The 11,788-nt window shown below is 69.9% G+C and carries 9 protein-coding genes and 1 pseudogene; 4 read left to right on the forward strand and 6 right to left on the reverse strand.

All coding sequences use genetic code 11. The features are described from left to right. Positions 1-180 (forward strand): annotated as a pseudogene (locus ACFQ4H_RS22400) (hypothetical protein); the annotation flags it as partial. A 246-nt stretch (positions 181-426) separates the two neighbouring features. Then, the gene (gene helR, locus ACFQ4H_RS22405; protein ID WP_377573641.1) at positions 427-2,565 is read left to right on the forward strand and encodes an RNA polymerase recycling motor ATPase HelR; all 2,139 of its coding nucleotides are present in this window, start codon (positions 427-429) and stop codon (positions 2,563-2,565) included. Positions 2,566-2,815: 250 nt separating this feature from the next. Here the strand turns inward: helR and ACFQ4H_RS22410 are convergent, their stop codons facing one another. Beyond that, positions 2,816-3,613: a class I SAM-dependent methyltransferase gene (locus ACFQ4H_RS22410; protein ID WP_377573477.1), complete on the reverse strand. Its 798-nt coding sequence runs from the start codon at positions 3,611-3,613 to the stop codon at positions 2,816-2,818. After that, positions 3,610-4,227 carry a peroxiredoxin-like family protein gene (locus ACFQ4H_RS22415; RefSeq protein ID WP_377573480.1) on the reverse strand — a complete coding sequence of 206 codons (618 nt, stop codon included), beginning with the start codon at positions 4,225-4,227 and terminating at the stop codon, positions 3,610-3,612. Before ACFQ4H_RS22415 ends, ACFQ4H_RS22410 begins: the two co-directional genes overlap by 4 nt. 71 nt (positions 4,228-4,298) lie before the next feature. Here ACFQ4H_RS22415 and ACFQ4H_RS22420 point away from each other — a divergent pair, with 71 nt between their 5' ends. Next, complete coding sequence (locus ACFQ4H_RS22420; RefSeq protein ID WP_377573483.1) at positions 4,299-4,922, forward strand: TetR/AcrR family transcriptional regulator; 624 nt, start codon at positions 4,299-4,301, stop codon at positions 4,920-4,922. A gap of 43 nt (positions 4,923-4,965) precedes the next feature. Here the strand turns inward: ACFQ4H_RS22420 and clpX are convergent, their stop codons facing one another. Both clpX and ACFQ4H_RS22430 read right to left on the reverse strand, forming a co-directional pair. After that, the gene (gene clpX, locus ACFQ4H_RS22425) at positions 4,966-6,258 is read right to left on the reverse strand and encodes an ATP-dependent Clp protease ATP-binding subunit ClpX (RefSeq protein ID WP_377573486.1); all 1,293 of its coding nucleotides are present in this window, start codon (positions 6,256-6,258) and stop codon (positions 4,966-4,968) included. A gap of 120 nt (positions 6,259-6,378) precedes the next feature. Beyond that, a complete protein-coding gene (locus ACFQ4H_RS22430) occupies positions 6,379-7,599 on the reverse strand; it encodes a cytochrome P450 family protein (protein WP_377573488.1) in 1,221 nt (406 codons plus the stop codon). 101 nt (positions 7,600-7,700) lie between these two features. Here ACFQ4H_RS22430 and ACFQ4H_RS22435 point away from each other — a divergent pair, with 101 nt between their 5' ends. After that, positions 7,701-8,813 (forward strand): TetR/AcrR family transcriptional regulator, encoded by a 1,113-nt coding sequence (locus ACFQ4H_RS22435; protein WP_377573491.1) that lies wholly within the window; start codon positions 7,701-7,703, stop codon positions 8,811-8,813. Here the strand turns inward: ACFQ4H_RS22435 and ACFQ4H_RS22440 are convergent, their stop codons facing one another. Both ACFQ4H_RS22440 and ACFQ4H_RS22445 read right to left on the reverse strand, forming a co-directional pair. After that, complete coding sequence (locus tag ACFQ4H_RS22440) at positions 8,814-11,006, reverse strand: M15 family metallopeptidase (RefSeq protein ID WP_377573493.1); 2,193 nt, start codon at positions 11,004-11,006, stop codon at positions 8,814-8,816. Positions 11,007-11,188: 182 nt separating this feature from the next. Continuing rightward, positions 11,189-11,779, reverse strand: coding sequence for a TetR/AcrR family transcriptional regulator (locus ACFQ4H_RS22445; RefSeq protein WP_377573496.1), 591 nt, complete (start codon positions 11,777-11,779; stop codon positions 11,189-11,191). Positions 11,780-11,788 lie beyond the last annotated feature (9 nt).

The following is an 11,788-nucleotide window of genomic DNA, read 5'->3' on the forward strand; positions in this document are numbered from 1 at the left end:
CACGACGGCCCGGCCCCGACCTTCGAGTCCCTGTCGGCCGCGCTTAGGACGGCCCTGACGCCCGGGACCCGGGCACGGGCGGCCGACGTGGCCGGTGCGGTCCACACCGACGGGGCGGCGGTGGCCGCGAAGCTGCTGCTCGACGCCGTCTGCCGGGAAAGGCCGCCAGCGTCCACGTGAACCAGCGCGGATCGTCGAGCCGGAACCCAGAACACGAGAACCCACAAACCCTGGCGACTGAACGACAACGGCTGCGGGGTCGTATCCGGCGGGTGTTGCCCGTCCTGGCCCCAGGGACGACCACTGCGGCCCGGCGTGTCCGACGCCACGTCGCGACCCGGCCCGGTCGTCGCACGCCGGTTCGGACGCCCTGCCGCGAGCAATGGTCGCAACCGGCCTCAGATTGGAGCTGATTACGTGAACCCGCTGACTACCGGTGCGTTCGACCTTCCCGAACAGCTTGCCCGTAAGGCCGACCCGGCGCTGATCGCTCGGGACGAGCAGCACTTCGCGGCCATCGCGGAGAATCTCGAACAGGTGCGCGCAGACCTGGCTGACCGTCTCGCCGCCGCGCGCAGGGCACCCGGCGGTGTCGGCCAGCAGGCGATGGACCGGGACGACGAGATCCGCCGGCTCACCGCCCGGTTGCGCACCCTGCGTCGCTTCGATGTGGACCTGTGCCTGGGACGCATGGTCGGTGCGGAAGACCGTGAGCCCGTGTACGTCGGACGACGCGGCCTCACGGACAGCTCAGGTCGTCGGCTGTTGCTCGACTGGCGTTCCCCGGCGGCTGCGCCGTTCTTCGGCGCGACCCACGCCAACCCGATGGGGCTGGCCAGCCGCCGCCGATATCGCTGGACCCGTGGCCGGATCAGCGACTACTGGGACGAGGTGTTCACCCCGGACGGGCTAGACGGGCACGCCGCGCTCGACGACCAGTCCGCCTTCATCGCCAGCCTGGGCAGCAGCCGGTCGACCCGGATGCGGGACGTGCTGGCCACCATCCAGGCCGACCAGGATGCCATCATCCGAGCGGGATCCCGGGGTGCTCTGGTCGTCGACGGCGGGCCGGGTACGGGCAAGACCGTCGTCGCGTTGCACCGCACCGCGTACCTGCTCTACTCCGACCCTCGCCTCGGTCACCGCCGGGGCGGCGTGCTGTTCGTCGGCCCGCACCAGCCCTACCTGTCCTACGTCGCCGACGTCCTGCCCAGCCTCGGTGAGGAGGACGTGCAGACCTGCACCCTGCGGGACCTCGTACCCGAGGGGGCCGCCGCAACCGTCGAGACCGACCCGGATGTCGCCCGCCTGAAGTCGTCCGCGGACCTGGTGAAGGCGATCGAGGCGGCTGTCAGGTTCTATGAGGAGCCGCCCACCACGGGGATGACGGTCCCGATCGACGATCTCGACGTCTGGCTGAGCGCCGACGACTGGGCCGAGGCGTTCGGGGCGCCGGATCCCGGTACCCCGCACAACGAGGCGCGGGCCGAGATCTGGGCGGAACTGCTCACCATCCTGTTGGACAAGTATGACGGCGACGAACCTGAGGACCTGGTTCGCCGGTCGCTGCTGCGCAGCGCCGAGCTGCGTGCCGCCTTCAACCGCGCCTGGCCGCTGCTGGAACCGGCCGACCTCGTCGGAGACCTCTGGTCGGTCCCCGCCTACCTGCGTAAGTGTGCACCCTGGCTCAGCCTTGACGAGGTCCGCCGGCTACAGCGCGAGGATGCCCAGGCCTGGACGGTCTCCGACCTGCCGCTCCTGGACGCGGCACGGCAGCGGATCGGCGACCCGGAGGCGTTCCGGCGGAAGCTGCGGCAGGATGCCTCCGTCGCCGCCCAACGCGAGCAGATGACCAGGGTCGTCGAGGACCTGCTGGCCGCCGAGTACGACAACGAAGGCGCGATGATCATGCTGCACGGCCAGGACCTGCGGGACGCCCTCATCGACGAGTCCGCCCTGCCGGTCGCCGCCCCGGACCTGCTGGCCGGCCCGTTCGCGCACATCGTCGTGGACGAGGCCCAGGAACTGACCGACGCCGAGTGGCAGATGTTGTTGCTCCGCTGCCCGTCCCGGAGCTTTACCATCGTCGGGGACCGCGCCCAGGCCAGGCACGGGTTCACGGAGTCGTGGCAGGAACGGTTGACGCGGATCGGGTTCGACCGGATCAACCTGGCCTCGCTGAGCATCAACTACCGGACGCCGGCCGAGGTCATGGCGGAGGCCGAGCCGGTCATCCGGGCCGTGCTGCCAGACGCCAACGTGCCGACCTCGATCCGCAGCAGCGGTGTCCCCGTCGTACACGGGGCGGTGTCGGAACTGGACTCGATCCTCGACGCCTGGCTGGCCGCGCACACCGAGGGGATCGCGTGTGTCATCGGCGATCCCGCGTTCCGGGCGACGTCCCGGGTCCAGTCGCTCACCCCGGAGCTGTCGAAGGGCCTCGAGTTCGACCTGGTCGTCCTCGTCGACCCGGAGAACTTCGGCGCAGGCATCGAAGGAGGCGTCGACCGCTATGTGGCGATGACCCGGGCGACCCAGCAACTCGTCATCCTCACGAGTTCCTGACCTCGTGATCTGCGGGCTACGTCCCAAGAATGGTCAGGTCGAGCTGGCTGGCGGTCCTGATGGCCGGGGTTCGTGGACGTTTGTTGCTGTTTCGGGCCGGTGGCGCGTGCCGCGCCGACTGGGTTCTGTCCCGCGGACACACCTCGACCTGGTCGAGGCTCTCGACTGGCTACGTGTCGTCCCCGACCGCCAAGATCCGTGAGACAGAACCTGGGCGGACGGGGGCTGACAGCAACGGTGAGTGGACGATTCAGGGGTGGGTTGCGTGGACCAGCCAGGCGGTGCTGCGTAACCGGACGCCGTCGTCGGTCTGGAACGGGCGGGCGGCGGCGGTGAGCGCCGCGCGGGCCGATTCGACCACGGCAGCGTCCGCCCGGTCGAAGTAGTCCCGGAAGGCACCCCACCGGAGGGCGAACGCCGCCGCCGCTTCGGCGTCCGGTCCCAGGGTGATCGTCGTTTCGGCGTCGGTCACCCTGATGTCCCGGTAGCCGGCCCGGCTGAGTACGTCGTCGATGCGCCGGGGATCCGCGAGGGAGAGCACACCGGTTGCTGCGGGTGGTTGACTCATCGCCGCCGCGAGGACCGTGGGCAGGTCGTTTCGTTGCGGCGGTCCGACGGTCACGAAGACCAGTCGGCCACCCGGGCGCAGGGCGCGACCGATGTTGGTGAACGCCGCGACCGGATCGGCGAAGAACATGACCCCGAAGCGACTGATCGCCACGTCGAAGGCGTTGGTCGGGAACGGGTGGTGCTGGGCGTCGCCCGTCTCGAACGTCACGTTGTCGACGTGCTCGGCTGCGGTGAACGCGCGTGCCTGGGCCAGCATCGGCTCGACCACGTCGTTGCCGACGACCCGGCCGCGTCCGGCCCGGCGGGCGGCCAGCAGCGTCGTACGGCCGTAGCCACAGCCGATGTCGAGTACCCGGTCGTGTTCGCCGATCGCCGCAGCGGTGAACAGTTGTTCGTCGAATCCGCCGCTGACCACCTCGTAGCGGTCGGCGTCCTCGGCGCGGTCGAGCAGGGGAAGACCCATCTCTGCCTTTCTCATCGTTTCGTCGGTGTCGGTGTCGGTGTCGGTGTCGGTGTCGGTCGCGGTGCGCGGGCGGCCAACTCCAGGAGTTCGTCGACTGACCACTGGTCGTAGACGTGATCGCCGTACCGGTGGGCGACGATGCGACCGTCGGTGGCGATCAGGAAGTCGGCGGGCAGACCGAGCCGTCCACCGGGCTGGGTGCCGGCCGGCAGGCGCTCCCGTCGGCGGACGACCGCCCAGGTGCTGCGCAGGATCGCCCGCACGACGGGCAGCCATGCCCGGGGGCTGAGCAGCGCCCGGGGCGCGGACTCCACACCGAACTCCCGGTACAGCCGCTTGTCCGGGTCGGCGATGACAGCGAACGGCAGGTCGGGGGTGTGTTCACGTAGTTCGTCGGCGGGGGAGTGGAACACGACGACCTCGCGGATCCCGGCCGCCTCGATCTCGTCGTGTCGCCGTACCACGGACCGTAGGTGCAGGTTGCAGACCGGGCAGCCGGCGAAGCGGCGGAACTGGAGGTGGATCAGTCGGTCGGGATCCGGTACGGGAACCGGCGGACCGGCGACGGGGGTGAGGTCACGGGCGGGGATGACGGAGCCGGTGTCGAGCGATCTTCGGGGTACACGCATGTTCACCACTCCTCGTAAGCGTACAAGGTACGCCTACGAGTGTAGGTGTATGTCGTACGCTGTCAACCGTCATGCCCAGACCACGCTCACTCAGCACCGCTCAGCTCGGCGCAGCCGCCCTGGCCGTCATCGACCGGGACGGCCTGGCCGCGCTGACCATGCGTACCGTCGCGGCGGAACTTGGCATGAGCACGATGGCGCTCTACCGCTATGTGGCAGACCGGGAGGAGCTGACCGGGCTGGTCGTGGAACAGGTGCTCGGTGCCGTCGACACCACCGCGCCCGCCGCCGACCTCCCCTGGCCGGAACAGGTCCGGATCATGGTGGAGCGCATCCGCGTGGCGGTGGCGGCCCACCCGGCGGTCGTACCGCTCACGCCCCTGCACCGGCACCGGTCGGTGAGCATCCTGCGGTGGACGGAGACGGTGCTCGGCATCCTGACCGGAGCCGGTATCGACGGACCGCGCCGGGTCGTCGCCCTGCGTGCCCTGCTCAGCTACGTCAACGGCGCGGTCCAACTCGAACATCTCGGCCCGCTGACCGGGGCGGGCACCGTCGTCATGTCGGAGCTGCCCCGAGCAGACTTCCCGCTCCTGGCCGAGACGGCGCAGCATGCCCGGCGGATCGGACCCGAGGAGGAGTTCAGCGCCGGACTCGACATCCTGCTGCGCGGCCTGACCGGGCCGGCCGGCTGAATCGGCGTACGAACCACGGCGGGCCGAGGCGCAGAGAGGCAGGTCAGGCGGATCTTTCGCGGTGCCTGCGGCCGGGCCCGGACTGGTGGCGTGGCACCAGGCTCGGGTTGACGTTCTCCAGCACGGTGTCGCGGTCGACCACGACCCGGGCCACGTCGTCCCGACTGGGCACCTCGTACATCACGTTGAGCAGTATCTCCTCGAGGATGGCGCGGGTCGCCCGGGCACCGGTACGGCGCAGCAGCGCCTGTTCGGCGATGGCCGCGACGGCATCCTCGGTGAACTCCAACTCCACGCCGTCGAGTTGGAGGAGCCGCTGATACTGCCTGATCAGCGCGTTGCTTGGCTCGGTGAGGATCCGCATCAACGCCCTGCGGTCCAGGGGCGCGACGGTCGTCACCACCGGGAGCCGCCCGACGAACTCCGGGATCAGCCCGAAGGCCACCAGGTCCTCGGGCACGACCCCGGCCAGGGTGTTCTGCGGCTCACGGACATGTCCGGAGCGGACCGTGGCACCGAATCCGACGGTACGGCGATCGGTTCGTTGCGCGATGATCCGTTCCAGGCCGTCGAACGCCCCGCCGACAATGAACAGTACGTTCGTCGTGTCGAGTTGGATGAACTCCTGCTCCGGGTGCTTGCGTCCGCCCTGCGGCGGAACGCTGGCGGTCGTACCCTCGACGATCTTCAACAGGGCCTGCTGGACGCCCTCGCCGGAGACGTCCCGGGTGATCGACGGGTTGTTTCCCTTCCGGGCGAGTTTGTCGATCTCGTCGATGTAGACGATGCCGGTCTCGGCCCGCCGGACGTCGTAGTCGGCGGCCTGGATCAGCTTGAGCAGGACGTTCTCGACGTCCTCCCCGACGTAGCCGGCCTCGGTGAGCGCGGTCGCGTCAGCGATCGCGAACGGTACGTCGAGCAGGCGGGCCAGTGTCCGGGCCAGATGGGTCTTGCCGCAGCCGGTCGGACCGATCAGGAGGACGTTCGACTTCCCCAGTTCGACCGGCTGCGTCGGCCCGGCGTGCTGGCAGTTTCCGCCCGCCCGGATGCGCTTGTAGTGGTTGTAGACCGCCACGGACAGCGCCATCCTGGCCTGCTCCTGGCCGACGACGTACTGCTCCAGGAAGTCGTAGATCTCCCGTGGTTTCGGCAACTCCGGCAGCGCATCCCCGATGGCGCCCGGATCCTCCTCCTCGATGAGTTCGGTGCAGATCCCGACGCACTCGTCGCAGATGTAGACGCCCGCCGGGCCGGCGATGAGCCGTCTGACCTGCTGCTGGCTCTTGCCGCAGAACGAGCACAGCAGCAGGTTGCCACCGGCGCCGATTCGTACCATCTGGATGCTTCTCCTCGACGACGTGCGGATGCGACGACGATCAACCCGGCTTGCGCCCGACGATCAACCCGGCTTGCGCCCGACGATCGGACCGGGGTGGGAGGCCGGGTCAGGTGGCGGTCAGTAGGTCACGGGTAGGGAGGTCAGCCGCCAGGTGCCCGGGTCGAGGTCACGTCGTACGTCGTCGGGCGCTGCGGCCAGCGTCAGGTTGGGGAAGCGGCGTAGCAGTGCCGTGAGTGCGACCTCGGTCTGCACCCTGGCCAGCGCGGCCCCGAGGCAGAAGTGTGGGCCGTGGGCATAGCCGAGGTGTGCCGCCGGACCGGCAGGGCGGGTGACGTCGAGCCGGTCCGGATCCGCGAAGGCGCGCGGGTCGCGGTTCACGGCGGCGATGGCGGCGGTGACGGGCTCGCCCTTGCGGATCGGTGCGCCGTGGAGGTCGACGTCCTCCTGGGCGTAGCGGGGAAAGGTCAGCAGTTGCGGCCCGCACCAGCGGGTCAGTTCCTCCACCGCGCCGGGCATCAGGTCGGGGTCGGTGCGCAGCGCGGCGAGCTGGGCGGGGTGGGTGAGCAGGGTGTCCACGGCGTTGGCGATGAGGTTGGCCGGGGTCTGTCCACCGAGGACCAGTTGCCAGACGAAGGCGACCAGTTCGGTGTCGCTGAGCCGGTCGCCGTCCTCGGCCTGGGTACGGATGAGGTCGGAGATCACGTCGGTGCCGCCGGGTTCGGCCCGTCGGTGGGCGACCGCCGCCTTGGCGTCGGCAATGATGCCCGGTATCGCCTCGGCCAGCTGTCTGCCCTGCCCGGCCGCGACGGCGGCGCCGTACCTGCGCCACCGCGGGCGGTCGGCTTCGGGGATGCCGACCAGTTCGCTGATCACGTCGATCGGCAGCGGTTGTGCGAAGTGTCGCAGCAGCTCGACGGTGCCGTTCTCCGCGTGATTCGGCAGGTCGTCGAGGAGGCGCTCGACGATCGGCTCGATCCGGGGGCGGAACTCGGCGGCGCGGCGGGCGGTGAACGCGGGGGAGACCAGCCGGCGTAGCCGGGTGTGTTCCGGGCCTTCCATCTCCTGCATGGTCCGCAGGTAGGGCCGGCAGTGTTCGGGTACGTCGATTTGCTGGTAGGTGTTGGCGGTGAGGGCGAACCTCGGGTCGCTCAGCATCGCGCGGGCGGCCTCGTGTCGGGTGATCGTCCACATCGGGCCGAAGCCGGGTGCCACGATCCGCGCTACCGGCGATTGTTCCCGGGCCCTGCCGTAGGCGGTGAACGGGTCACGCAGTACCTCGGGGTCGGTCAGGTGGATCTCGGGGATGTCGATGGTGTGCTGCCGTGCCGGGTCCGTCATGCGCACTCCAATTTTCAGATGATGATTCCAGATGGTCTCATCATATACACGAGCCGGTATCTTGGACGGGCGCAGGCGGCGACGCGGAGACGGGGAGGACCATGGGTCGGCTGACCAGGGCGGAGATGCAGGAGCGCAACCGTGCCAGGGTGCTGGCCGCCGCCCGGGACGAGTTCACCGAGCGTGGCTTCCGGGACGCCAAGATCGACAGCATCGCCGAGCGGGCCGAACTCACCCGGGGCGCGGTCTACTCCAACTTTCCCGGCAAACGGGCCCTCTACTTCTCGGTCCTGGCCGAGGACGCCGAGCGGGCAGCCGAGTTGGCGTACCCCGAGTCACCGGAGCCCGGGGACAGCGCCGGTACGGCCCTCGCCGAGTTCGCCCGCGCCTGGCTGGCCCGGCTACCGCTGGCCACCGACGCTCAGCGTGGCCCGGCGCGCCTCGGCGCGGACCTGTTGCCAGAGGTCATCGCCGACGAACGTACCCGCATCCCGTTCGCGGAGTTGACAAGGCTGACCGCGATCCTGCTCGGTCTCGCGTTGGAGCGGATGCGTCCGCAGTCCGGGACCGCTCCACGTCTCGTCGGCGTGGCCGAGGCGGCGCTCACCACCCTGCACGGTGCCAGCCAACTGGCTGCCGCTGCGCCCGGCTTCGGCGAGCCGTTCAACGTGATCAGCGTCTGCCGCCAGTTGGCAGGCCTGGATCTGGGTGACGTGTGGCAGCCGGTGCACGTCGCGCACATCTCGCCGGCGCGGCCGGTCGACCAACCGTGGTCGCCGCCGTCGGCGATGGACGTGATCCGGGGCGAGCCGGTGCAGTTGGCCGGTGACGGTGTGGTCGCGGTCCTCGGGCTGCACCGGCTGTCGGCCATCGAGGAGGCGGTGCGGGCCACGCCCGCCGGGTTGGACGTCACCGCCGTGGTCGTCACCAGCACTCCGGACGAGTTGGCGCCATTGGCCCGGCTGGTCGTCGCCGACTTCCGTACCTGTCTGTGGCAGGCGTTCCCGCCGTCGGCCCGGCCCCGGCTGCGGGTCGTCCACGACGAGACGGGCGCGCTGGCCGCAGCGGCCGGCGTAGCCGCCGTCAGTGACGTCACGGAGACCGCCGTACGCGTCGAAGCGGGGCGGATCGTCGCCCGTGCCGACGGCTACGGTGCCTGCCACGCCGCCGCGTCGGCCGGTGGGTACGCGTCGGGTCAGCCGGCCCAGGTGTAGTTAGCCCATGCCCGGTTGCGCCACCCCGGGAACCGGCGTCATCGACGAGTAGTGCATGGCGTCCTCGGGGTCGTGCCATCCGCCGCCCCAGGTGAAGCCGTTCTCGGCGAACGCCTGGACCATCCACTTCGGCATGTTGGTGAAGCCGCCACCCGCGACCACCGTCTTCTCCAACTCCCGGAGCAGGCCGCGCCCGTCGCCCTTGGGGTCGAAGCGTTTCTCCAGTTCGGTGAGGCGTTTGATCTGCTCGTCGAGACGCTTCTTGTCCGCCCGTAGCGGGTCGAGGTCACCCTGGGCCTTCGTCAGGCGGGCCTTGACGTCGGCCACCGTGACCGGATCGGCGGCCTTTCCCTTCGCCTTCAGCTCACCCGACTCCTTCTTCAGTGCGTCGATCTGCTCGGTCAACTCCCTGATGCGGGTGTCGATGGGCGCGAGTTCGGCGCCTGCCTTGATGCGCAGCGGGGCGAGCCGGGCGATCACCTGCTTGGGGTCGATGTCGGCAGCCTGGCCGCTGCCGCCGGTCAACTCCTGCCACACGGTGAGGAACTCGGTCTGCGCCTTCACCAGGTCGTCGTGGGCCTGGCCGGCCCGGTCCCGGATGCTCTGCACGTCCGCCCGGTCGGGCAGGGCGTCGATCTCGGCGGTGACGTCCTTCAGTTGCTGCTCGGCCGCGCCGCGCTCCTCGTCGCTGAGCTGCCCCTTGAGCTGCGCCTCCAGTGCCGCTTTCCGGGCGTGTCGGGCGGCGATGTCCGCGCCGAGTCTGGCCAGTTCGCCGAAGCCCGGCATGCCGCCCGGGGCGTCGAAGTCCACGCCGCCGAGCAGTCCGGCGAGACGCTTGGCGCTGCCGGAGGTGAACGGGTTGTGCACCGGGTCGAAGTCGATCGCCCGGCCGGTGGCGTGCAGGCTGACGTGCGCGTTCTGGTCGAACTTGCCGTCCTGCGGCTGGAATCGGAAGCCGTAGCCGGCGGGCAGTTTCGTCGTCGACCAGGCGGTGCCCGCCAGACGTTTGGCCGAGGCCTCCACCCGGGCCAGTTCGGGGGCCACGTTCTGGTGTACGCCGCTGGCCTTGCCGACGCCGTGTCCGAACAGGGTGAAGCCGACGATGTCGTCCCGGTAGAACTTCCAGACCGGCTTTTCGATCGTGCCGACGTACATGCCCCGGGCTCGGGACCAGACCTCCTCGGTGGTGGCGCCGGTCCAGTTCTTGTCGATCTCCGCTTTGATGATGTCGGTTTCGGCCGCGACGACGAAGTCGGTGATCCGGGCACGCATGTCGGTCCAGGCCGGGTCGCTGTGGTCCCTGAAGGTGACCCTGGTCGTGGTGAGTACGTGGTCGGTGAGCGTGTCCAGGTCGGCCGGGGCGGTGACCCAGGTCGTACGCGGCTCGAGCCACGCCTTCGTCGCCGCCCTCGGTGGGCCGGACAGGGCGGCCAGCGCGGCACCGGTGAAGTGGCTGGTCGCATAGGCGCGTACGGCCAGCGCGACGATCTTCTCCAGCGCCTTCCTCGTCTCGCGGGCGGAACCGGCGACCTTGACGACCTCGGCGAAGGGGGTGCAGCCCAGCCAGTGGTCCCAGACCTCGGTGACCAGGTCGTCGAAGGTCCAGAGGCTGTTCTGCTGGCGTGCCGTGACGAACGGTTCGAGTTCGGCGGCCCGGCCGGGAAGGGCCGCGCCGATGGCGGTCATGGTGGTGTTGAGGCCGTTGGTCACGCCCGCGCTGACCGCGCCCCGGAGGCGGTCGGCCGCCGGTTTCACCTTGGCGTCGATGGCGGTTCCGGGGGTGGCCAGTTCGGGTAGCCGTAGGTGGCCGGTGAGTACCGCCGTGACCAGTTCGTCGAGCGGCCGGGGTCTGGTGCCGTACAGTTCGGCGACCGCCTTGCCGAACCAGCCGGCGGTGGCGATGGTCTTCTTGGCCTCGTCGATGCGTAGCTGGAGTTCGTCGGTCCCGGTCGCCGCCGTCTGCGGCGCCGCCGGGGGTACGGCGGTGAACGGTGCCCGTTGCAGCATCACGGATTCGTCGGGCTGCCGGCCGACCATGCTGCACACCGCCGTGTTGCCGGCCCGGCGTTGCAGGCCGAGTACGGTCATCGGGGTGAGTGGGTCGGTGGTGGCAGGGTGCCTCTCGTCGCAGTGGCGGTGTGTCGTGGGCCGTGCCGCATCCGGCCGGTCCTCGTCGGCGTCGAAGCGGCGCATGTCGTCTCCTCGCGGCACGTCACGTCTGCGTCACGTCTTCAGCGTCGCGCCGAGGGGACGGCCGGAAAAGGACGGTTGAGTGTCCGCTCGTACCCGGTGTGCTGCCCGATCGGGCAGCGGCCGGGAGTTTTGTCCAGGTTGCGGGCGGCCTGGGCGGCGGATGCCTAGTCGAACTGTCGGGACTAGTCGAACTGTCCGGCTGCGGTGTCCAGGACCTGCTGGATCGATTCGGTCAGGGTCCGGCCCGCTGGTTGGTCGATCCAACTGCGTACGGCGACCCGGAGGGCGGCCAGGAAGGAGGCTGCGACGATCCGGGCGTACAGCGGGTCTGTGGTCGCCGGCAGCCGGTGGGAGATCTCGGCGGCGAGGTCCTGCTCGAACGCGGCGTAGGTGGTGATCTGTTGTGCCAACAACGCAGGCTGCTGGCGCATGAGCTGATGTTGGCGGATCCACTGCGGGTCACGCTCGTTTATCTGCCGGTACAGTTCCTGGGCGGCCTGGGTGAGGGCGGTCCAGGGGGTCTCCGACTGTGGTCGTTCGCGGACGAGGGACAGGAATCGCTGGATCCGCAGGTGGTCGCCGTAGAGCAGGGCCTCTTCCTTGCAGGCGAAGTAGTTCGAGAACGTGCGCCGGGAGACCGCTGCGGCGTCGGCTATCGCCTCGACGGTGACCTGGTCCGGACCGAGTTCCAACGCCAGGCGTAGCGCCGCCTCGTGGATCGCCTGGCGGGTGGCGGACTTCTTCCGTTCGCGTAGGCCGAGCCCTGTGCTCATCGGCACAGG

The organism is Micromonospora sonneratiae (assembly GCF_042679305.1).
Classification (GTDB): Bacteria; Actinomycetota; Actinomycetes; order Mycobacteriales; family Micromonosporaceae; genus Micromonospora_H; species Micromonospora_H sonneratiae.

What these genes read in the sequence shown, in the direction of transcription:
- ACFQ4H_RS22445 (WP_377573496.1), bottom strand. Translation starts at nt 11,779, where the DNA reads ATGAGCACAGGGCTCGGCCTACGCGAACGGAAGAAGTCCGCCACCCGC.
- ACFQ4H_RS22440 (WP_377573493.1), bottom strand. Translation starts at nt 11,006, where the DNA reads ATGCGCCGCTTCGACGCCGACGAGGACCGGCCGGATGCGGCACGGCCC.
- ACFQ4H_RS22430 (WP_377573488.1), bottom strand. Translation starts at nt 7,599, where the DNA reads ATGACGGACCCGGCACGGCAGCACACCATCGACATCCCCGAGATCCAC.
- ACFQ4H_RS22410 (WP_377573477.1), bottom strand. Translation starts at nt 3,613, where the DNA reads ATGAGAAAGGCAGAGATGGGTCTTCCCCTGCTCGACCGCGCCGAGGAC.
- ACFQ4H_RS22415 (WP_377573480.1), bottom strand. Translation starts at nt 4,227, where the DNA reads ATGCGTGTACCCCGAAGATCGCTCGACACCGGCTCCGTCATCCCCGCC.
- ACFQ4H_RS22435 (WP_377573491.1), top strand. Translation starts at nt 7,701, where the DNA reads ATGGGTCGGCTGACCAGGGCGGAGATGCAGGAGCGCAACCGTGCCAGG.
- clpX (WP_377573486.1), bottom strand. Translation starts at nt 6,258, where the DNA reads ATGGTACGAATCGGCGCCGGTGGCAACCTGCTGCTGTGCTCGTTCTGC.
- ACFQ4H_RS22420 (WP_377573483.1), top strand. Translation starts at nt 4,299, where the DNA reads ATGCCCAGACCACGCTCACTCAGCACCGCTCAGCTCGGCGCAGCCGCC.